The organism is Blautia sp. DFI.6.71 (assembly GCF_020593585.1).
GTDB lineage: Bacteria > Bacillota > Clostridia > Lachnospirales > Lachnospiraceae > Blautia_A > Blautia_A wexlerae.
This window is the reverse complement of the sequence record NZ_JAJDMJ010000008.1, coordinates 76,326-97,836: the sequence shown is the minus strand read 5'-3', so window position 1 is coordinate 97,836 and position 21,511 is coordinate 76,326. Positions and strand designations below refer to the sequence as shown.

Sequence of the window (21,511 nt, the reverse complement as noted above, 5' to 3'; positions counted from 1 at the left end):
CTACTAAAATATGATTTCAAATTTTCCGTGTCCAGCAGAACGTCTGGTTCCAATTCCAGCTGCATACAATATTTCCAACAGTCTGAGATTTCCTGTTATTTTATAGATACCAATATTTCCATCTACAAATTGCCCCATAATTCTTGTAACTACCTTTTTTCCTTTTAAAGGTACAATAGAAAAATCACTTGTATCGCACTCTATGTTTATCCTCTGTAAAAAGATTTTCAGATTCTCCTTTACAATATCCGAAAATTCCGGCTCATCAAAGGTATAATAAACATCAGTATTATCATCACTATTATGTTTTCTCGCTATTAATGAACTCTGCATTTTTACAATCAATTCCGTTTCTTTAATTGTCTGAAGTTTCCTTGTTTTCACCGACAACAGTTTCATGGAATTTCTGTTCATATGGAATATTTTATGCTTCATAAGACTAAATGCATTAAAAAATATCAGTAATTCTCCCATATCAATATCAGAAAAAGTTAACATAAATTTATTTGCTCCAAGTTTAATTGTGTCTGAAGTAAATTGGGCATGAGGCAAATAGCATGTCCAGCAATAAGTCTTTATCACAGACTCCCGCTTGTTGTATAACCTGTCAAATAAATCCGGCGAAAAATTTTCAATTGCTGCTTTCATAAAGCTTAATATCACTTTATCATAATCTATTGGCAATTCCGCATTTTCCAATTCAAATTCCAGTTTAAGTTCTGTCATCTCAGTTCCTCCTCTCTTCGTCCTTTCTTTTTTTATTGTATCACTATACTTTTATATTTTCAATACTATTTCAATGGATTTATTTTTTATATTTTGACTTTATCAAATTTTTACATTATAATATCAATACACCATTTTGGAATGTAAATTTGAAATAGTACTGAAACAGTATTTAATAATAGTACCATATTGGAGCAAAAATAGAGATTGTCAGCGATTTAACCACTGACAATCTCTATTTTTTATTTTATCAATCAGATCACTCTGAAATCTCGACAAATATTCACATGACAGAATGTCACTCTTTAGCAGTTTAACAAGAGAAATCTTTCATCCAATCGGCTCGAAGTCTACAGCTCCATGTTTACACAGTGGGCAGATATAATCTTCCGGAAGTTCATCGCCTTCGTAGATATATCCGCAGACTTTACATACAAATCCTTTCTTACCTTCTGTTTCAGGTTTCGGTTTTACATTTTTCTGATAATAGGTGTAGCTCATTGTCTCCTGGTCACTTACCACGCGAGCTTCTGTCACACTGCAGATGAACATTCCGTGAGTTCCCAGATCTACATACTGCTCTACTTTCAGGGACATAAATGCATTGATATATTTGTCCAGGAATATCAGTCCGTTATCAGAACGATTCACCTTCTGTCCCGCAAATTTATCCACGCTTCTTCCACTCTGGAAACCAAACTGTTCAAATACAGAGAACGGAGCTTCTACAGAGAGACAGTTTACATTCATCACCCCTGTCTGCTTGATAACATGGTGAGAATAATTTGTCTTATTGATATTAACTGCAACGCGGAACGGAGAGTCTGTCAGCTGGGTAACTGTATTGACGATCAGTCCGTTATCCTTTTTACCGTCATTTGATGTCACTACATAGAGACCATAACCAATGCGGAATAATGCTGTCATATCATTTTTATTTGCCAGTTCATCATTCTTTGCAATATATTCCTTACAAAGCTCGGAAGCCATCGCTTCCATCTGATCTCTGTTTTCCTGATTTACTGCGGACATAATCTTCACTGTGGTGTCCAGCCAGTTGATCTTCTTGCATTCAGAAAGCATATTTTTCATTACTTTTGCTGCCAGAGGTGCCCAGGAACCGTTTTCAATAAGGCCCACTGTGCGGTTCTGGAAATTATGCTCTGCCAGACGGGTAATAAAGTCATTCATAAACGGATAGATTCCTGCATTATAGGTAGTTGTTGCCAGTACCAGCTTACTGTAACGGAATGCATCACTGAGTGCCTGAGACATATCATCTCTTGCCAGATCATAAACAACTACTTTCGGACATCCCTTGCTCTTTAATTTCTCCACAAACTGATTGACTGCTTCTTTGGTATGTCCGTATACAGAAGTATATACAACTACGATTCCTTCTTCCTCCGGTGTGTAAGAGGACCAGGTATCATAGAGGCTGATATAATGTCCCAGATTTTCTGTAAGTACCGGACCATGTAACGGACAGATGATCTGAATATCCAGAGTAGCTGCTACTTTCAGAAGTCTCTGTACCTGTGCGCCATATTTACCAACAATACCGATAAAGTATCTTCTTGCTTCATCATCCCAGTTTTCTTCCACATCCAGAGCACCGAACTTACCAAATCCATCTGCTGAAAAAAGAACTTTATCTGTACTGTCATAAGTCACCATAACCTCCGGCCAGTGTACCATTGGTGCAAATACAAAAGTAAGATTGTGGTTTCCCAGGCTCAATGTAGAACCATTCTCTACTTCCAGTTTCTGCCCTTCCAGATCCAGTCCGAAGAAATTCTTGATCATTACAAATGTCTTCGCATTGGCTACTACTGTAGTGCCGGGATATACTTCCAGAAAGTTCGCTACATTTGCTGCATGGTCAGGCTCCATATGCTGAACGATCAGATAGTCCGGCTTACGTCCGCCAAGTGCCTGTTCAAGATTATCCAGCCATTCATGTTTGAAATTGGCATCTACAGTATCCATAACTGCAACCTTGTCATCCAGAATCACATAGGAATTATATGCCATTCCGTTTGGCACTGCATACTGTCCCTCAAACAAATCTACCTGATGGTCATTCACTCCGACATATTTAATGGTATCTGTAATCTTCATATTTCTGCCCTCAATTCTTTCTTTATAGTATATCGTCTGTCCGTTACTATTCAGCAATCTGCTGTCACTCAACGTTAATAAGTTATAGTTGCTATGCATTCTTAATTTGTTTATGTTTTTATATTATACTATTTTAATCCAATTTTCAAGTCCTTTTGGTAATTTTTTTCATTTATTTATGAGATTTTTTATAGAGTCAGGTGGATATCCTCAATTGAAGCAGGGCTTACTTAATTTGGTCAATTTACAGTATTCTCTGAAATTATTACGAGTATACTCAAAAAACAGCAGAACAGATACAAATTATCCATCCTGCTGACGTTCCTTCCATAGCAATCTGCGTAAATAATACATTGATCCAGTTCAGTAGAATTTCACGCTCTGCTGAACCACATCACCATTCATTATTTTCCAAAATTGCAATACTCATAATGTAGTTATAATCTTATACAATGCTTCCACGCTGTACGGCAGTATCCTCTCATCCAATTGAAATTTCGGATGATGCAGAGGATGATTTTCTCCTGGTATTCCCGCAAGAAATACTGTGAAAAGTCCTCTGGTTTCTCTAAAATATCTGTATGCGTTGTCACCGGAAAGAAACAGCTCATCTTCTCCTTCCAGGACAAACTTATCCCCGAATACTTCTTCACCCACTGCCTTTGCTGTCTCTGTAAGTTCCTCATCATTGGCAAACGCATATACCGGATCTTTTGGAAATTCCATACGGATCTGTGTGCCAGTCTGCTTTTCAATTTCCTGCAGATTTCTCTCCAGCTCGTGCTCAAGTGCCATGTAAGTTTCTTCATGAACTGCGCGTATATTTCCGTTTAATACCACATGGTCTGCAATAATATTCGTATATTCACCGCCATGGATCGTACCCGTACCCACAATATATTTTCCTGCATCCGGATGCTGTTTTCCAAAACTTTCATTCAGATCATGAATGGCACTTATCACTTGAGCAGCTGCATAAATTGCATCAATCCCCTTATCCGCTTCACACCAGTGACTGGATTTTCCATGAACATGAATCTGCATACTGTTGATCATGGAAGATGCCTGTCCCTGATGCACTGCCATTCCAAATGTCATGTCCGCTGCGTAATGAAACATCAGAAATGCATCTGCTTTCGGATTCTCTAATGCTCCGGCCTGAAGCATTCTTTTTGCACCTTCACCAATCTCCTCTGCAGGTTCAAAAAGGAACCGGAGCCTGACCGGAAAACTTTCCTGCATTCTTTGCTCTTCTGCCACAATTTTTGCAAGGATCAGTGCTGCTGCCAGGATCATATCGTGACCGCAGGCATGCATACATCCCTGATTTACTGATGCATATGGTAGATTTGTCTGCTCCTGTATGGGCAATGCATCCATCTCCGCCCTGAGTACAACCAGTTTCTCCCTGTTTCTCAGAGATGGAAGTTCCGCGATCAATCCTGTAGGTTCTATCGGCACAATCTCATATCCCAGTTTCTCCAGATATTTCCGGATATATGCAGACGTCTCCACTTCCTGAAGTGCCAGCTCCGGATGTTGATGAAAGTAATGTCTCAATGTGATTAATTCTTCCGTATATTTTTCTATATTCATCTGTTTTCCAACCTTTGTTCTCAGGGATTACCATTTTCATCTTCCGACATACTCAAAACCGCATTCGGACGTTCCAGGCAGAACTTCTGTATCTCTTCCAGAAATCTCTGACCGTATTTCTTTAGCTTATTCTCGCCCACACCGGAAACCTCCAGCATTTCTTCTTCATTTGATGGACATTTGATGCACATATCTATCAGCGTCTTATCACTGAACACGATATATGGAGGCATGGCTTCCTCTTTTGCAATTTCCAGACGAAGTTTCCGCAGAGCTTCAAATAAATCGTAACCTGCTGCCGTAAGCGCATCTGTACTGCGTTTTCTGACAGATTTCTGGGGCTTTTTCTTTTTATCCGGTTCTTTTTCCTCGTAAGTACGCATGATCACGTGAGTATTTTCATCTCTTAGCGGAGAAATATCGCCCAGTTTCAGCACACTGTAACGTTCCTGTGTCTGATAGAGATATCCCATCTCAGTCATCTGGCTGATCAGTGCCCTGAGTTCTGCCTCACTGTGATCATTCAATGCTCCATAAGATTTATACTTATCTGCTCCAAGCTCCCTCAACCGGGCTCTCTTAGCCCCCAGCAAAGTACCAAGCACAATTGTCAGTCCATACCTTCCTCTCGTCTCAGCTACACAGTTCACTACCCACTTCGCCTCTCTGGTCATATCTGTCTCATGGTATTCTCTGTGGCAATTTCCACAATTATCACAGGGACCGAAGGTCTTTTCACCGAAATACTCCAGAATATAATTTCGCAGACATCCTGTTGTTTTACAATATCCTTCCATGATCTGAAGCCTTCGTATATCCCGCTGACGAATGAGAAATTCATCCTCTTCATCCACATCGGAAAAATCTTTGTTATCCAGAAGCATTCGGTCGATTATAACATCCTGTGCAGAAAACAATAGAACACACTGGGAATTCTCTCCGTCACGCCCTGCACGTCCTGCCTCCTGATAATAATTCTCCATACTCTGCGGCATATTGTAATGGATCACATATCTCACATTGGATTTATCAATCCCCATTCCAAATGCATTTGTTGCAATAATAACGGGGGTTCTGTCGTAAATGAAATCATCCTGATTCTTTTTTCTGGTTTCATTATTCAGTCCTGCATGATATCTGGTAACAGCAACTCCTTTTTGGAAAAGCAGTTCAAAAAGATTGTCCACATTTTTTCTTGTAGAGCAGTAAATAATCCCGCTCTCTGTTGGATGTCTGTCTATGTAATCCATCACAAAATCGTCTTTTCGCCGGATATTTTCCACGCTGTAATATAAATTCTTTCTGTCAAACCCGGTGATCACTACTTTCGGATCTTCCAGCTTTAAAGTACAGAGAATGTCGTTCTTTACTTCCTCTGTTGCAGTTGCGGTAAAAGCACTGACGATCGGACGACCGGGAAGATTTTTTACAAAGTCTACGATTTTGACATAGCTTGGTCTGAAATCCTGTCCCCACTGTGAAATACAATGTGCCTCATCCACTGTCACCATGGAAATCTCCACCTGTCTGGCAAATTCCAGAAACTCATAATTTTCCAGACGTTCCGGTGCAACATAAATAATTTTGTATCTTCCTCCTGCTGCCAGGTACAACGCCTTGCTAATCTGACTTTCCGACAGTGAAGAATTGATAAATGCGGCATGTATTCCCGCTTCATTCAAAGCCTTTACCTGATCCTGCATCAGTGAGATCAGAGGAGAAATTACAATCGTAATTCCTGACAGCATCAGTGCCGGTACCTGATAACAGATGGATTTTCCAGCTCCTGTCGGCATGATTGCAAGCACATCCCGGTGTTCCAGAATGGACTCCACAACACTCTCCTGCCCTTCTCTGAATGTATCATATCCAAAATAAGTCTTTAAGGTTTGTACTGCCTGTCTGTTCACCTGAAGCCTCCCTCTGCATTTTAATCTATTTTAATTTCTTTTTCAGCTCCTGAATCAGTTCGGAATAGTCTCTGTGCTGCATCTTCGGAAATGCCTTGATGATACGCCCCTGACCGACAACGGTATGATTGGTAATAGAACTGGACAGTTCCTCAAACTGAGCCTGAAGCTCCGCTCTTTTTATACGAAGCATTTCGATAGATTTTTCTCGCTGTGCGGCAGTTGCATCACGCAGTTCTGCTGCTGCAAGAGTTGCCTGAACCTTTCCTTCTCCCACTTTCTGTGCTGTGCCAATCGTAGTCGTAGCCAGTGTATCACTCAGTTTATCACTTACAATTCTCAAATCTGAGCGAACCTTATCCAGTCTGGTAAGCTTTTTATTCAGTCCCTGGATCACTGCTACCGTCACAATAAAATCTGTCAGATACACAGCATACAAAACTGCTATCACAATCCACTCCCAGGTTGCAGGTGTATGTAACGCATGTGCCTCTACATACTTCTGGAAAACTTTTACTACCATAACGATAGCCAGTCCCCAGATCAGAGAAAACTCCAGGCAAATGTAGCCATGAAAATTAAAGGGTTTATCTGAATAATCCCACCATCTTGCGTGGAAACACACATCCAGCAGCCAGCCTGCAACCAGCTCCACCGCAGTTGCCAGAACAATTCCAAACACAAAAATCATTCCATCACTCATCTGACGCCCGCTGCCCTGAATTGTATTGAGCAAAGCAAAAACAGAAAGCACCCCAAATCCATATACCGGGCAAACCGGTCCATTCAGGAAACCTCTGTTTATAACTTTTCCCAACGCTACTGCATGAAAAATAACTTCAACAACCCAGCCGCCAAAAGAATAAATAAGAAAATACAGACATATCTGAAAATACGTCATTCCACAAATCATTCGTTGCTCCTCCTTGCTTTCATCAAACCACTTTTCATATCCCATTATCACAGTTCAAACAGAAAACTTACCCCAGACTGTTTTGTAATGTACTGATCAGTTCCTCTATAACAATTGGTTTGGATAGAAATCCATTCATACCACATGCCAGTGCTTTCTTTTTGTCTTCGTCAAAAGCATTGGCAGTCATGGCAAGAATTGTAATTCCCGCCAGTGAAGGATCATCCAGTGAACGGATCCGCTCAGTAGCCTCATATCCGTTCATTACAGGCATCTGCACATCCATAAGCACCAGATCATAATCACCTGGTGTTGAATTCTTAACTTTCTCCACAGCCTCTGCTCCATCTTCCGCTGTATCAACCCGAAAACCATATTCACTAAGGAGCGCTACTGCAATTTCACTGTTCAGTTCATTATCTTCCACAAGCAGTATGCGCCTGCCTCTGAAATCTAAATCTGCTGCCGGAAGAATATTATCCTCTGCCCCGGCCTGCTTCTGGCCGATTGCAGCCATCAGAGTCTCTCTGATATCTGACATAAACATAGGCTTGGCACAGAACGCAGTCACCCCTGCTGCCCTGGCTTCCACTTCAATATCTGACCAGTCGTAAGCAGTCAGGATAATGATCGGCGTATCATCACCAAGACTGCGAATCTGACGGGTAACTTCAATGCCGTTCATATCAGGCAGACGCCAGTCAATAATATAAGCATGGAATGCATCCCCCATTTCCACAGACTGCCGTGCACGGAGAACAGCCTCCTTACCGGAAAGTGTCCATTCCGAACGCATTCCAACCTTCACAAGCATCTTAGTCACACTGTCACAGGTATTGAAATCATCGTCTACTACCAATGCTTTCAGACCTTCCAGCTCTGCGATTTTCTCTATACGGTGGTTCTCAGGCTGAATCCGCAATGGCAGACGGATAATAAATTCAGTACCTTTGCCCTGTTCTGTCTGAACCTCAATGGTTCCGCCCATCATATCCACGATGTTCTTGGTGATAGCCATACCCAGTCCTGTACCCTGAGTCCTGCTTACAGTGGAAGTCCGCTCTCTCTCAAAAGGAGAAAAGATCTTCTGTACAAATTTCTGACTCATGCCGATTCCGTTATCCTTTACCCGGATTTCGTACAGTTCACAGCCTCTCTGTGTACCCGGATACTCTCTCAGCCGGACAGAAACGGTTCCGCCTGCAGGAGTAAACTTGATCGCATTGGACAAAAGATTCAGCAGTACCTGATTCAGCCTGGTCTTGTCACAATAAACATCCTCATTGGTAACATCCATGACATCCATGTAAAGCTCTAACTGTTTCGCATGGATTTGTCCGCTGATAATGGTTTTCAGATCATGAAGAACCTCTGACAGACTGACTTCCGTCTCTTCCAGATGGATTTTCCCGCTCTCAATACGGCTCATATCCAGGATATCATTGATCAGTGAGAGCAGATGATTACTGGAGGAAAGAATCTTACCCAGATAATCCCGAACCCTTTCTTTATCATCAATGTTGCTTACAGCCAGTGTAGTAAAACCAATGATCGCATTCATTGGTGTACGGATATCATGAGACATATTGGAAAGGAAGGTGCTCTTTGCCTTGTTTGCAGTCTCCGCAGCGCGGACCGCCTCAGAAAGGGCCTGATTCATTTTTCTATCAGAGGTACGATCTGACAGAACCAGGATATATTTCTTTTTTCCGTTTACCTCGCTGCCCATTGCAACGTTATGAAACCAGCGGTGTTCTCCTGTTTTCTGATGAACATATTCAAGATCCCATTCCTGCTGCTCATGAACCTGGATTTCTTCCAGATACTTCTTCTCCGGATCTTCAACGTCCCCGGGATGCAGTTTCCCAAGGACACAAATATCTTTACGAATCTGTTCTACTGTAATTCCCAGCAGTTTTTCCACATTGGGACTGACGTAATCTGCCTGATATGTTTTTGCATCCAGCATCAGGAAAACGTCATCTACATTCATTGACAGCTTTTGAAACAATTCGTCCCTGTACAGGATCTCCGTATCCTTTCTCTTCAGGTTTACCCTGTTTTTCCGGAGAATAATTCCAATAAAAAGACCGGCAATACACACCGCTACTGCACTTACAAGCAGCACAGTGCTACGCTGCAGAACATTCATACTTGCATTGACGATATCAGCCTGGACAAGTCCCAGAAAGATCCAGTCCTGAGGTTTGGATTTCTCATAGACCAGATAGTAATCCTCTCCATCCAGATTTATCAGCATTGCATCTGTATGTCCTTCCTTAAACTCTTCTGAAAGCTTAAGGATCTCTTTTTCAGACAGAGTAGAATGTTCTCTCAGAATCCCAAAGAAATTATACACCTCTCCCCATGCCTCAGAAGAATGATCCACAACAACACGGCCATCCGGATGAACCACATAACTCTGGGCATTTCCATTGAAAGCAGAAATATTCAGCACATTTACGATATCAGAGTTTTCATAGGCAATGGCAATGGCATCATATTCAAAGCCCTGATAACTTCCATGAGGCCTGGGAGTGGCAAAAACAAGGAGCTGGGATTTTCCGGGAACTGTTGCATTGGTTATCACATCATTTCCCTGCCGGATCTCATCTTCAATATTTTCCTGTAATCCCAGATACCCGGTTTCACCTGTTACCATCTTATAGTTCCCGTCCGCTGACAGGAAATAAAAATCTAAAAAGCCTGCATCTTCCTGTGCTTTCTCTATATACTCACGAATTTCACTTTCATCGGAAGTGTTCTGCAGATATTCCCCCCATATATGGAGATAAGTCAGATTCTTATTTGTCAGCTCACTTAGCATATTATCAGACTGATGAAAAATTTCTGTCAGGTGAGAAACACTTTCCTCATAAACAGTCTTCGATACAAACCCCAAATATTGGAAAACAGTCAAAAGGATTCCAACAAATAGGGCAATAAGAACTGCTGCATTCCATCGTTTTCTCACAACCCGTTTCTTTCTGTTTGTATTATGATTCTTAACATCCATTCTTCTCACCTCAGAGTAATGTAGTCTTCAGGCTCTGCAAGAATGGCATTACCATCTGAAACATATGTTGTCCAGGTATCTTCCACAGAGGTATCCCCTCCATCAAATACAATATTTTCCTCTGCTGGATAAGCTTCCATATATTGTGGTGCTGCAAGGCAGGTCACAGTAAAAGTATCCTTGTCCTGAATCTGTTTTCCATTCTTTGAAACTTTACTCAATGTATAACCATTATCCGTTTCCCTGATTTCTACAGAAATACCACTGAACACAGGCAGAGAGCCACGGTTAAAGGGGATAAAGCCTCCCTGGTAGCCTTCTACGAAGTTTCTGACCGTTTCCTTCAGTTCTGCCCCGCTCATCTCACTGCTGTAAGCGGAAAGCTCGTTTGGCATAATCATGTTGCCTGCCATTTTTTCTGTATAACCGGCCTTCAGTACATTTCCTGTAAAGCTGTTTCCTGTTGCAATCAGCACATCCGTCCCATAAATACCGCGCAAAGTGTTTGCCATAACAGAATAGGCTTCATTGCCTCCGCTGGTATGGAAACGATTGGAATAAGTTTTCTTTGAATCCAACACAATATCCTCAGAAGTGGATTTTTCTTCAAGAAGCTGGGAATTAAATGACTGATAAGCCTGCTCTGCATTATATTCTCCTGAGATCATCTTAGACACCACATCCCTGGAAATGGAAAAAAAGTCATTTGACGCAATACGGATATACATATGGTTTTCTTCGATCACAGGTTTCACATCCTTCAGATATTCCGTAAGCCGGAAATCCACATCCTGGCTATAGCTTAACAGATCCTGCCCATCATAAATGATCCGGTTCTGCGCATCCTCTGAAAGCATTGTGTTCAGTACCTTCATTGCTTTCTGCCGACGTGTTTCATCCTTTGTCAGGTCACGGTTTAAAGCTATCTGGAAATATGGTGTAGTCATCAGCCACTTTTCGCCGTTCTGCTGAAAGAATGGCAGGAATGTTGTGTTAATGCCCTGATCCTGGAACATTTTTACACCGGCAGAACTGCCGAAATACATGGCAAGCTTACCACTTTTGTACATCTCAACCACATCATCATAATTCATATCCAGATCATCCTGGCTCAGCCCTGTATCCTGAATAAACTGCTCCATACGTTCAAAAGCCTCCGGCCAGACAATACTGTCCAGACCTTCTCTCTTTGCATTGTCCGGGTCACTGTAGATGGTACGCCACTTACGTCCATCCACAGAAGACAGCTCTGATGCAGACAGACCCTGCAGTGTTTCCATACAGGTATAATCATAGTAATAGTCTGCAGTAAACCCACGGATACCCACCTCATCAAATGCCTGGCAGGCAGAAACGAAGCTTTCATAATCCGTTGGAAGAGGAATATCATACTTTTCAAAAAGATCTTTGTTCACTACAAAGCCATGGGCATCTGCACACACAGGAAGCCAGTTTACACTGCCATCCTGATTTTTGAAATTGTTAAGGTAGGTATCATAGACAGCACCTGCAGCATTGGTTGTGGAAAGATCCATCAGACTGTCCTTCAGGGGGCTTGCATCATGGAGGGAAAACCTGCAGCAGGTTATAATATCCGGCAATCCGCCGTTTTCATTCAGAAAACGATAGAAATCCAGATCATTATTGCCTACTACAAATTCAACGTTGATATCCGGAAGCTGTTCCTGGATGTATGGCGCATATTTTTCATACAGCTTTGTGCTCCATAAATACACTGTGATGGTTTCTGCATCTTCTTTTTCCGCACTTTTCCCGCCGCAGCCAGACAGAAGTGATACGGCTGTCACCATCGCCAAAAGCACAGAAACTAACTTGTTCCATTTTTTCTTTTTCATTATAACTTCTCCCTCTGATTGCGTTTTACTAACTCATTGATCACTTTTACTAATAATTTCCCATCAACAGGCTTGGCAATATGTTCATCCATTCCTGCTTCCTTTGCTCTCATTTTGTCCTCAGTGAACGCGTTTGCTGTCATGGCAATGATCGGTATCACTTTTGCATCCTCTCTGTCCAGAGAGCGGATCATCTTTGCTGCTTCATATCCATTCATGACAGGCATCATAATATCCATAAGAATAGCATCAAATTCTCCAGGTCTGCTTTTTCTGAATATGTCAACAGCCTTCTGTCCATTCCATGCTTTTGTCACCACAGCGCCTTCATTCTGAAGCACAAATTCTGCAATCTCCATATTCAGCTCATTATCCTCTGTCAGAAGAACATGGAGCCCCTGGATAGAAGTTTCTGTTTTTTCTTCCGTTTCATTCCTGTCCTTCATATCTGCATCAATCTGGAATGGAATCCGGATCACAAATGTAGTCCCTGTGCCTTCTTTACTTTCAAAGGAAATGGTTCCGCCCATTTTCTCCACCAGTTTTTTTGTAATTGGCATTCCCAGTCCTGTTCCGGCGAATTTTGTGCGGCTTCCTGCATGTTCCTGTGCAAATGGTTCAAAAATGCGTTTCTGGAATGCCTCTGTCATTCCAATTCCGGTGTCTCTGCAGACAAATTCCAATGTGGGCATTGCTGTCTGTTTCGATGGGATTTCCCGACAGCTGATATAGACATATCCGTTTTCTTTGTTATATTTCACCGCATTGGACAAAATATTCATCAGAATCCGTTTCACATGCACCGGACTTCCAATAAGATTCCAGTGTGTAACTTCTTTCTCTTCCCAAATGATCCGGATGTTCTGCTCCGCAGCCATATGTTCGATCACACCCAGTATTTCCTCAAAAATACTGTTCAGATTAAATGGGATGTCTTCCAGAACCACTTCATCTGACTCCAGCTTGCTCATGTCCAGAACCTCGTTTATCAGTTCCAGCAGCAGATGGGATGTCTTTTTGATCTTTGCCCTGCATTCCGTCTGTTTCTCCATATTGTCTGCATAATGGTCTGCCACATTGATCATGCCGCAGATTCCATTGATCGGTGTCCGGATATCATGGCTCATTCTCTGCAGAAACTCAGTTTTTGCCTCATTGGCTGCTTCTGCTTTTTTTGCTGTTCTCAGAAGTTCTGCTTTATATTTTTCATCTTTTTCCTGTTCCTGTTTCCGGTGTGCCAGATCCGCTCTGTAACCCCAGAAGCAGAATATACCGAATATGAGTAAATAAAGAAAAACGACAGCTGTTACACTTAACGGCAGGTTACGGAATACTTCCGTATCCGGAAGATAGGCATAAATATAATAATCCCTCTGCTTCAGCATGATTCCGTAACCTCCGGTTCCTTCATTTTTTAAATGAAAAATATGCTGACTGTCTGTATGCTCTTTCATTGCCTGGACAACCTGGTTGCCGGCAGTATCCTGTCCCAGCAGGCTTTCATCGTTGCTGGCAACAATGGTTCCCTTGTCTGCAACAATAATCGTTCCATCCTTCTGAGTGCTATAGCCATTTAAAAGGTTCTGTACTGTCAGGGTATAATTTCTGACAAATTCCGAAGACGTATAATAATAAATTGCAACCATACCTGGTGCATCTTTTCTGGCACAGGCTGCAATGTCGATACGTGATCCGTCTTCTCGGTCAATCCGTTCCGAATAAGATCTTTCTTCATATCCGGTAAAATCCATGATAATATCTTTTTGCAGATAATCTGTGATCTCATTGGTCAGAGCCTCATCCATGCTGTATTTGCAGACTGTCTTTCCCTCTGCATCCAGCACAAGGATACCATCCACCCAGAGGGTCTGCAGATTTTCTTTCAGAAACTCCTGGCTTAGCCGGCCGCCGTTTTCTGTTTCCATATCGATATTCGTACTCATCTGTCTGGCACTTTCAATGGCGCGGAGGAGACTTTTAGATTCCGAAGCTTCATTATAATGGGTGTAGGTGGAACACTGCACTTTGACATAGTTTACAGTTTCCACCATCCTGTTCTCTGCTTCCTTTTTCTCTGCCCGAAAAAAGTAATACAGGGAAGCTGCAGTCACACAGATTCCAAGCAGAATGCCGAATATCCAGAATCGCTTTACTTTTATTCTTCTCCTAATATCCAAGATCATCCACCTCCAGATACTTCTGGGGATCATCCAGATATTTTTTAATGATTTTCAGGGATGTGCCATCCTGACGCATTTCTTCCAGCGTCTGATCCATCTGCTCACAGATTCCTCTGTCATCCTCTTTTGCAAAAGCAACACCTATCCCGACCACCATCAGCGGATCTTCCAGGATACGGAAGCTTGCATCATAATCCTTCATGTACTGGACAATGGATTCCTCATGTGCAGCAACTGCATCTACATATCCTTTTCCCAGAAAGGTATAGATCAGTTCCCTGTGCCCAAGACTGATCAGATTTCCCAGTTTGGGAATTCTCTCATCTGTCCGGTTCAGAAAGATACTTTCCGGTTTGGTTGTGGACTGGACGGCAAGGTTCTTTCCCTCCAGATCACTTAGTTTATAGATATCACTGCTCTCATTTACAGCAACTACCTGGCGGCTTGCTATGTAGGGTCCTGCCCAGCGGTAATCGTCAAGGCGTCCTTCCATGGAAAAACAGCCCATAATACAGTCGATCTCTCCGCTTTCTACCAGTTCTTTTTTCTTCTCCCAGTTGATCTGGACAACATCCACCTGATACCCCATCCTTCTGAAAGCTTCTGTAGCCAATTCCACATCAATTCCTGTGGGGATTCCATCTTCATTCAGATAATTGTATGGCGGATAACTGTCACTGCCCAGGGTGATAACGGGCTTTTCTCTTTCTTTTTTAGTAACATCTGCATTTTTGCACCCTGCCAGGGCAGTTGCTAAAATTCCCACAAGCAGAATGCCTGCAATCACTCTTTTTCCTTTCATCTTTTCTCCATTCCTGCTGTTCTTCTCTATTTTCCCTCAAATTTAACCGAATCAGGTAAGTCCCCTGCGGAGGTTGCGAATATCCGCTTGAAGACAAAAAAAAGTTCCTTGTAAAAAATTTTACAGGAACTTTTTCCATAATGCCCATTTAACATTTACCTTTTTTATTACTGAGGCATGATGCAACCGGCTGGCATGGCCAGATTTCAATCTGACTTTAGCTCCTTCTGGCTTTGCGCCCCGGCTTTTCAACCGGTTTGCCAATAAATGCCATAAAAAATTATTTTTATTATAGCACTCATACTATATCATGTCTATAAGAAAATATGTTACTGTTCACAGCAACACGCTTCGCGGGATATTGCCAGTGAACAGTAACGAAAATATACCTCTTAACATACAAATCCAGCTTCCCATCAAAACTTAAGAGAAATTTACCGGAATGAAACTCCTTCATCAACCGGCCATGATTTTCTAAGTGCCCCATAGGAGATCAGAAAATTCGCAAGCCATCCGGCCGGTACAGCAAGCCAGACAAATGCAATTCCATAACGCGGTGCAAAAATCAAGGCAACTGACAGCCGAATGGCAAGGTTTACCATATTGGCAATGAGAAACGGCCGCATAATTCCAAGTCCACGAAGAACTCCATCTGTTGCCATCTTAATACCCATAAAAATAAAGAAATATCCCAGCCATTTCATATAATCCCCGGACACCTGATATGCCAGAGCGGTTCCATCTTTTCCAAGGAATAAGGAAGAAATTGGGGTGTGCAGTGTTTCAATGACTATGAAAGCAAGGACTGCGAAACACAGATCTAACACCAGTGCAGCGTGATATCCTTTTTTAATACGTTCAATTTTCTTTGCTCCAAGATTCTGGGAAACATAGGGCGAAACCGCATTTCCAATGGATACAAATATCAGTGAAAAAACATTCTCTACTCTCATGGTTGCCGCATAACCTGCCAGCGCCTGTGTACCGAAGGGATTTACAACCGCCTGTACGATCATCATACCAATTGACACTGTGGATTGCTGAAGAACCGATGGTACTGCAATACGAAGCATGGAATGTAACTCCTGCCTGTCAAACCAGTTAAAGCGGCTTTTATATCGACGCATCCGGTTAAAGAAAATCAAAAGCGAAAACACTGCGGAAATCCCCTGCGCAATGAGAGTTGCAAGGGCGGCACCGAACACACCCAGCCCTAAACCTGCCACCATCCAAAGATCCATAACAATATTCAAAACAGAAGAAAATATCAAAAGGCCCAGCGGAATCTTCGATTCACCGATGGAATTGAACATCGTTGAAAGGATATTGTACATAAACAGAAAGGGAAATCCCACAAAATAAACACGCAGATACAGTACCGCTTCATCCAGTATGTCAGCAGGTGTTTGTAATAAACTCATCATAAAATGAGAAAAAACAAAGCCAAAAACCCCCAGAAGTATACTCAGAATCAGAAAACTGATCAACGATGTTGACACAATTGTTTTCATTTTGCTATAATTCTGAGCTCCAAAATAGCGGCTCACAAGTACACCTGCTCCTACACCGGCTCCCAAAGCCACACAGATGAAAACATTGGTCAAAGCGGCACAGGCTCCAACTGCCGCAAGTGCAGAGGATCCCACAAACTGACCTACGATAATGGAATCAGCCATATTATATACTTGTTGAAAGAAGCTGCCCAGAATCATAGGCATTGCAAAAACAGTCAGTGCTTTAAGAGGGGCATCTGTGATTAAATATTCATCTTTTGACATTCTCATTTTCCTCCATCAATTCCTGCTTTTTATCCGAAATCACGATTGTATTTTCAAAATGTAAGTTTAAGATTTCGTTACGCAACAATTATATGTAGTTACAGCAAATAAGTCAAGCTGCTGTTTACTTTTAGTAATATAAATGATATGATATTTGATATTGAAAAAAGCTGCTATCAGATGGATATTATTTTATATTATTTTACAGGAGGGAACTTATGTACCTGGACGGTTTAGATGAGCTGGATCAGAAGATTATCCGGCTGCTTATAGAAAACGCACGTATCTCTTACTCTGATATCGGTGAAGAAACCGGTATTTCCAGAGTGGCAGTAAAAGCCCGTATCCAGGCTTTGGAGAAAAGAGGCGTAATCGAAGAATATACAACAATTATTAATCCGCAAAAAATCAGTGGGGCTGTATCATGCTATTTTGAAATTGAAACAAAACCGGAGTACCTGGCGCAGGTGACAGATATATTGTACAAAAATGATACAGTCTCACAGATTTACCGTGTCACAGGAAGAGACAGGCTTCATGTACATGCCGTTGCTTCATCAGGTGATGAAATGGAATACTTCCTGCACAATGTCATTGATACACTGCCTGGCATTATCAGCTGCAGTTGCAATATGATCTTATCACGCATTAAAGATATTAAAGGATTACGGCTATAAAAGAAAAAATAAACTCTCCGAATAATTTCCGCTATTTTCCCCTAAATGTAAAAGTTCTAATCAATGTTGTCAAATTACATATAACTGTTGTCAAAGAGGCAGAGCCGGTAACCAGCCAGCTATGAGCTGCGATTACCCGACTAAGGGAACGCCGCAGGGCGGCATCCTATACAATATCGTACTGAATGAATTGGACTGGTGGGTGGCCTTCCAATGGGAGAACATGCCCACTCACTACGAGTACAAAACCAGACAGAATTTCTCATGTGCCATAAAGTAACACAAAAAACAACAGACAGCCGCCACAATTCCGTAATGATTGATGCTTGACAGTCTCCTTCAAGTTCACTATAATAATAAACGCAAAATTTTAGTGGACTTTTCCGGATTCGGTCATCTTTTTGCCACACAGCTATCTTGTGATAGTTGTGTGGCTTTTTTGTTGCCTGTATCTCGGAAGTATTAGCAGAATGGAGGACTATATCTGTATGGAAAAAAATTTTTTGTCTCTTATCAAGATGCACCGTAGTGTACGGGCTTATAAATCGGAACCTGTCCTTTCCAAGGCTTTGGACGTTGTACTGGAAGCAGGGACTTACGCTCCTACCGGCGGAAGACATCAATCTCCAACCATCATTGCAATTATAGACTCCAAATATAGGCGGGCGATTGCATTCTTCGGTGCGTATTTTAAGGTGCAGCAGTTGGTCGTTATGACAGTAAACGGCTTGATTCAGGGCTGTTTGCCTATTATGCGGTTTAACTACGGTGCGGGAAACAGAGATAGGCTGCACTCCGCTTTCCGATACGGAACCGCTTTGGTCTCCGGTATGATGATACTGGGAACATTGACCGTCAACTTCTTTCCGGCGCAGCTTTTGGAATTATTTACAGCGTCGGAAGCCATGCGCTCCTTTGGAATATCCGCTATGCGAATTATGGCGGCAAGCTATCTGTTTTGCGGTCTCTCTACCATGATTTCCACCTATTTTCAGGCGACAGAAAAAGTAGGTTCCAGCATAGCGATTCAATTATGCAGACAACTGCTTTTCCTTGTTCCTGCCTTATGGTGTCTGGACAAATTATTCCAACTGAACGGAATCTGGCTTGCATTTCCTGTTGCGGAAACCGCCACTATGCTCATTGCTCTCGTAATAATGGCATGGCATCGCCACAAAAATATCTTATAACATGTTCCTAGTACATCGTTTTCGAAATAACTATACCACTCACTTGTCTGCAAATCCGAGTGCACAGGTCTAAAAGCCTCAGCGTAGCCCGCTACGCCTGCGTTTTTAGACCTGCACACTCGAATCCGCATCCTACGCGATTGGTATAGTTATTTACGAAACGATGTACTAGGAGGTGTTCGTATGGCCACTTCAAGTATTACTCATAATTTTGTCATATCCAATCCAAACAGCGTAAAACTTTTTATTGCAGCGATTGACGAAGCCGACCGTGACCGCACACCAAAGCAGACACTTCCCGGACGTCAGTTGACAAACCCACAAGAAATCTTAGCTTTAATGTCAAAAAGGAAAAAACAAACTCTTGAATATTAAAATTCTTCAATAAAAAATCCTCTAAGACAATAGGTATTTCACTATTTCTTAGAGGATATTTCTTTACTTTAAATGGTATCTGGTAATATTTTTCCAATTTTCCGGGAAACCCATTTTATTCAATAATTCAACTTCACTTATATGCTCTACTTCTCTGTTTACTCGGTCAATCTCTTTTATGAGCTTTCTTTTAAATTCCAGAAAATCTTTTCCAGGTAATAGATATCTAAAAGCAATCACCACAACAAACAAATCTTGTTTTCCTTTTTCGTACTGATTACCGCTCTGTGGTAATGAAAGTTTTTTATGAAGCGGTGTATCCGCAATAGCATCTACTGTTCTGTATGTAAACAGTCGTTCCCCATGGGCACATACATTCCTATACTTAGTGAGAACAGATAGAAACTGTTCCATCTGATGCTGATTCAAAGGTTCAAAGTTTTTTGATACTTTTGATTTTAAGGACTGCGGAAACACTCGGAACATTTTTGATAAGTTTCCAAACGTAAGTACATTTGCCAAAACCCATAATGGAATCTCACCATATGTCTTGCGGTAATAGTTGATATATTTATAATCTGTGGTCGTTGTTGCCCGTTTCAAGGTCGCTATCAACTTTACGATTGTTGCATGATTTCTTTTTGTATTATTATAATTATTAGCATCCAGGTACTGCTTCTGCTCTGCTCCATACATTTCAGTAAAATAGTATGACATCAAAGAACGCATCTGTCGCTCAATCTGCAGTAAATATTTAAAGAACAACTCTCTAAGCTCTGCATCAAACTTATACAGACTGACTATTTCTTCAAAACTTGTTCCTGCTTTATTTTTTTTTGTGTTTGATATTCTAAAAAGATGTTTATATCCTCCCATAAGAGGAAAATATCCTATTTGGCGTAACATCTCTTCTGCATATTCTCCGTCTTTTATTTTTATTCCCTTTTCATCACTGATTCAAGAAACCTGGTCACTAAAAGAAGAGAATTTTTTCGGTGTCTGCATCTCATTTCTCCTTAAAACAAAAGAGGGAGAGACCCGCAGGCTCTCCCCCGCCTGTAGGCTTCGCAAGTTTCTACAGAACGATCACTGAGCTTAGTATACGTCATTTTAAATGTCCTGTCAATACGCCAAAACATTCTCTGTCATATCAGCTCAAAATTATTCTATGCTATTTTTCTCCAAATTATCATTCTTTTTTATCAGCTTTTAGAATTTATTTGATTTAAAAATACATGAAAAAGCGACAGTCTGATTTACATTTTGTATTTCAGGAAACTGCGCCTCTTTTTCTTCCTTATTCTGTTTTTCTTCCTCCAACTCCCGGAGGACTTCAGCGCCGTACTTATCAATCATCCGTACCAGAAAATCAATGCACCGCTCAAATTCAATATTCTGTTGCATAAGCTCCTCCCGTCATTGTTTTAATCTGAGCTTATTTTACAGAATCTGCCGGAAAACCACATTGAATAGAAATTGATTGTAAATTGACACAATCAATTTAAAACTATCCGTATTTTCTTGAATCGAATGTACGTTCGTGTATATGATAGATATACTCAATCTTAACTACGAAAGGGGAATTTGTCTAGATGATCCATAATTTCTCCTTCTCATTTCTTCGTTAAATAATTTTTTCCATATAGACAAATAAGGCACACAAAGCTTATCTTTGTATGCCTTGAAAAATTCACTCGATAAATTAAATAACAACATAAACATCAAACGGGAACAAATCCATTTGTAAAGTAAAGATCATATTGCCATGGGAATAGTTAATATTTAACTCCATTTCATTGCTGTATCGTATACGAACAGGCATAAGTTTTTTTTCTATTACCAAACGCATCAATGCAACATCACGCAGATAAATGCTTTTAACATAACGACCGATTTCACAAAAGTCTTCTAATGAAACCGTTTCCCTGGCATTTGGAACATCAAAGTCTTTCTTGAAATCTAAACAGTTATCGCATCTTCCTCCTTTTCCCATCTGTTCACATTCCTTCAAAATCCTTTTTTCCTCATTTTCAATTTCCGTATTGTCGTATTGATAAACAACTTGATTTATCGCCATCTCAACCATTCCTGCACATTCACCATCTTGAGTATACTTAGTCATTACTCTCATTTTCTTTTCTCCTTTCAAGTTCTTCTTTATAAATTCGCTCATAAATTTTAGCAACTCTCCAGATTGAGAAACTCCCATTTCCTTACAGGAACTAGCAAAATCATCTGCAATGTTCTGATTGACTTTGTATGACTTGCTTATGTATCCTGCTTTCTTGTTCCATCTGTCCTGAGCTCTCATTATTAGCGCCTCCTTTCATACGGTGTACCGTATGTCTGTATTATATATACGGTGTACCGT

General features: G+C 41.2%; 16 protein-coding genes and 1 riboswitch. Of the genes, 3 read left to right on the top strand and 13 right to left on the bottom strand.

Annotation, left to right across the window (positions count from 1 at the left end; genetic code table 11):
* Nucleotides 1–3 precede the first annotated feature (3 nt).
* The 10 genes from cas6 to LJE12_RS05810 all read right to left on the bottom strand — a co-directional run bounded on the left by cas6 (nucleotide 4) and on the right by LJE12_RS05810 (nucleotide 16,898).
* The gene (gene cas6 / locus LJE12_RS05855; RefSeq protein WP_055058092.1) at nucleotides 4–726 is read right to left on the bottom strand and encodes a CRISPR-associated endoribonuclease Cas6; all 723 of its coding nucleotides are present in this window, start codon (nucleotides 724–726) and stop codon (nucleotides 4–6) included.
* Nucleotides 727–1,056: 330 nt separating this feature from the next.
* Nucleotides 1,057–2,847 (bottom strand): flavin reductase, encoded by a 1,791-nt coding sequence (locus LJE12_RS05850; RefSeq protein WP_008706841.1) that lies wholly within the window; start codon nucleotides 2,845–2,847, stop codon nucleotides 1,057–1,059.
* A 426-nt stretch (nucleotides 2,848–3,273) separates the two neighbouring features.
* On the bottom strand, nucleotides 3,274–4,443 hold the full coding sequence (locus tag LJE12_RS05845; protein WP_118614805.1) for a M20 metallopeptidase family protein: 1,170 nt from the start codon (nucleotides 4,441–4,443) through the stop codon (nucleotides 3,274–3,276).
* A 20-nt stretch (nucleotides 4,444–4,463) separates the two neighbouring features.
* Nucleotides 4,464–6,353, bottom strand: a complete 1,890-nt coding sequence (gene recQ / locus LJE12_RS05840; protein WP_008706843.1) for a DNA helicase RecQ — start codon at nucleotides 6,351–6,353, stop codon at nucleotides 4,464–4,466.
* 25 nt (nucleotides 6,354–6,378) lie between these two features.
* Nucleotides 6,379–7,266, bottom strand: a complete 888-nt coding sequence (locus LJE12_RS05835) for a putative ABC transporter permease (protein ID WP_008706845.1) — start codon at nucleotides 7,264–7,266, stop codon at nucleotides 6,379–6,381.
* A 67-nt stretch (nucleotides 7,267–7,333) separates the two neighbouring features.
* Nucleotides 7,334–10,282, bottom strand: coding sequence for a hybrid sensor histidine kinase/response regulator (locus LJE12_RS05830; protein WP_020993580.1), 2,949 nt, complete (start codon nucleotides 10,280–10,282; stop codon nucleotides 7,334–7,336).
* A 5-nt stretch (nucleotides 10,283–10,287) separates the two neighbouring features.
* Nucleotides 10,288–12,138, bottom strand: coding sequence for an ABC transporter substrate-binding protein (locus tag LJE12_RS05825; protein WP_022380198.1), 1,851 nt, complete (start codon nucleotides 12,136–12,138; stop codon nucleotides 10,288–10,290).
* Nucleotides 12,138–14,321: an ATP-binding response regulator gene (locus LJE12_RS05820; protein WP_118565995.1), complete on the bottom strand. Its 2,184-nt coding sequence runs from the start codon at nucleotides 14,319–14,321 to the stop codon at nucleotides 12,138–12,140. The genes LJE12_RS05825 and LJE12_RS05820 overlap by 1 nt, the downstream gene beginning before the upstream one ends.
* On the bottom strand, nucleotides 14,305–15,120 hold the full coding sequence (locus LJE12_RS05815) for a substrate-binding periplasmic protein (protein WP_118565994.1): 816 nt from the start codon (nucleotides 15,118–15,120) through the stop codon (nucleotides 14,305–14,307). Before LJE12_RS05815 ends, LJE12_RS05820 begins: the two co-directional genes overlap by 17 nt.
* Nucleotides 15,121–15,298: 178 nt before the next feature.
* A riboswitch (cyclic di-GMP riboswitch) is annotated at nucleotides 15,299–15,392 on the bottom strand.
* A 162-nt stretch (nucleotides 15,393–15,554) separates the two neighbouring features.
* Nucleotides 15,555–16,898, bottom strand: coding sequence for an MATE family efflux transporter (locus LJE12_RS05810; RefSeq protein WP_025580637.1), 1,344 nt, complete (start codon nucleotides 16,896–16,898; stop codon nucleotides 15,555–15,557).
* A gap of 218 nt (nucleotides 16,899–17,116) precedes the next feature.
* Between LJE12_RS05810 and LJE12_RS05805 the strand changes: the two genes are divergently transcribed.
* The 3 genes from LJE12_RS05805 (at nucleotide 17,117) to LJE12_RS05795 (ending at nucleotide 19,140) form a co-directional block, all read left to right on the top strand.
* Nucleotides 17,117–17,575 carry an Lrp/AsnC family transcriptional regulator gene (locus tag LJE12_RS05805; protein ID WP_025580635.1) on the top strand — a complete coding sequence of 153 codons (459 nt, stop codon included), beginning with the start codon at nucleotides 17,117–17,119 and terminating at the stop codon, nucleotides 17,573–17,575.
* 488 nt (nucleotides 17,576–18,063) lie between these two features.
* Nucleotides 18,064–18,765: an MATE family efflux transporter gene (locus tag LJE12_RS05800; protein ID WP_227219131.1), complete on the top strand. Its 702-nt coding sequence runs from the start codon at nucleotides 18,064–18,066 to the stop codon at nucleotides 18,763–18,765.
* A gap of 183 nt (nucleotides 18,766–18,948) precedes the next feature.
* Nucleotides 18,949–19,140 (top strand): hypothetical protein, encoded by a 192-nt coding sequence (locus LJE12_RS05795; RefSeq protein ID WP_117962196.1) that lies wholly within the window; start codon nucleotides 18,949–18,951, stop codon nucleotides 19,138–19,140.
* Between the two features lie 63 nt (nucleotides 19,141–19,203).
* Here LJE12_RS05795 and LJE12_RS05790 read toward each other — a convergent pair whose 3' ends face one another.
* From LJE12_RS05790 to LJE12_RS05780, 3 genes are all read right to left on the bottom strand, one after another.
* A complete protein-coding gene (locus LJE12_RS05790; protein ID WP_416386490.1) occupies nucleotides 19,204–20,079 on the bottom strand; it encodes an Abi family protein in 876 nt (291 codons plus the stop codon).
* 270 nt (nucleotides 20,080–20,349) lie between these two features.
* Nucleotides 20,350–20,544, bottom strand: a complete 195-nt coding sequence (locus tag LJE12_RS05785; protein WP_118408460.1) for a hypothetical protein — start codon at nucleotides 20,542–20,544, stop codon at nucleotides 20,350–20,352.
* 298 nt (nucleotides 20,545–20,842) lie between these two features.
* The gene (locus tag LJE12_RS05780; protein WP_118520197.1) at nucleotides 20,843–21,451 is read right to left on the bottom strand and encodes a hypothetical protein; all 609 of its coding nucleotides are present in this window, start codon (nucleotides 21,449–21,451) and stop codon (nucleotides 20,843–20,845) included.
* Nucleotides 21,452–21,511: the final 60 nt, after the last annotated feature.

Coding starts and splice junctions, on each gene's coding strand:
- cas6 (WP_055058092.1), bottom strand. CDS start 726: ATGACAGAACTTAAACTGGAATTTGAATTGGAAAATGCGGAATTGCCA.
- LJE12_RS05850 (WP_008706841.1), bottom strand. CDS start 2,847: ATGAAGATTACAGATACCATTAAATATGTCGGAGTGAATGACCATCAG.
- LJE12_RS05845 (WP_118614805.1), bottom strand. CDS start 4,443: ATGAATATAGAAAAATATACGGAAGAATTAATCACATTGAGACATTAC.
- LJE12_RS05835 (WP_008706845.1), bottom strand. CDS start 7,266: ATGATTTGTGGAATGACGTATTTTCAGATATGTCTGTATTTTCTTATT.
- LJE12_RS05830 (WP_020993580.1), bottom strand. CDS start 10,282: ATGGATGTTAAGAATCATAATACAAACAGAAAGAAACGGGTTGTGAGA.
- LJE12_RS05825 (WP_022380198.1), bottom strand. CDS start 12,138: ATGAAAAAGAAAAAATGGAACAAGTTAGTTTCTGTGCTTTTGGCGATG.
- LJE12_RS05820 (WP_118565995.1), bottom strand. CDS start 14,321: ATGATCTTGGATATTAGGAGAAGAATAAAAGTAAAGCGATTCTGGATA.
- LJE12_RS05815 (WP_118565994.1), bottom strand. CDS start 15,120: ATGAAAGGAAAAAGAGTGATTGCAGGCATTCTGCTTGTGGGAATTTTA.
- LJE12_RS05810 (WP_025580637.1), bottom strand. CDS start 16,898: ATGTCAAAAGATGAATATTTAATCACAGATGCCCCTCTTAAAGCACTG.
- LJE12_RS05805 (WP_025580635.1), top strand. CDS start 17,117: ATGTACCTGGACGGTTTAGATGAGCTGGATCAGAAGATTATCCGGCTG.
- LJE12_RS05800 (WP_227219131.1), top strand. CDS start 18,064: ATGGAAAAAAATTTTTTGTCTCTTATCAAGATGCACCGTAGTGTACGG.
- LJE12_RS05795 (WP_117962196.1), top strand. CDS start 18,949: ATGGCCACTTCAAGTATTACTCATAATTTTGTCATATCCAATCCAAAC.
- LJE12_RS05785 (WP_118408460.1), bottom strand. CDS start 20,544: ATGCAACAGAATATTGAATTTGAGCGGTGCATTGATTTTCTGGTACGG.
- LJE12_RS05780 (WP_118520197.1), bottom strand. CDS start 21,451: ATGAGAGCTCAGGACAGATGGAACAAGAAAGCAGGATACATAAGCAAG.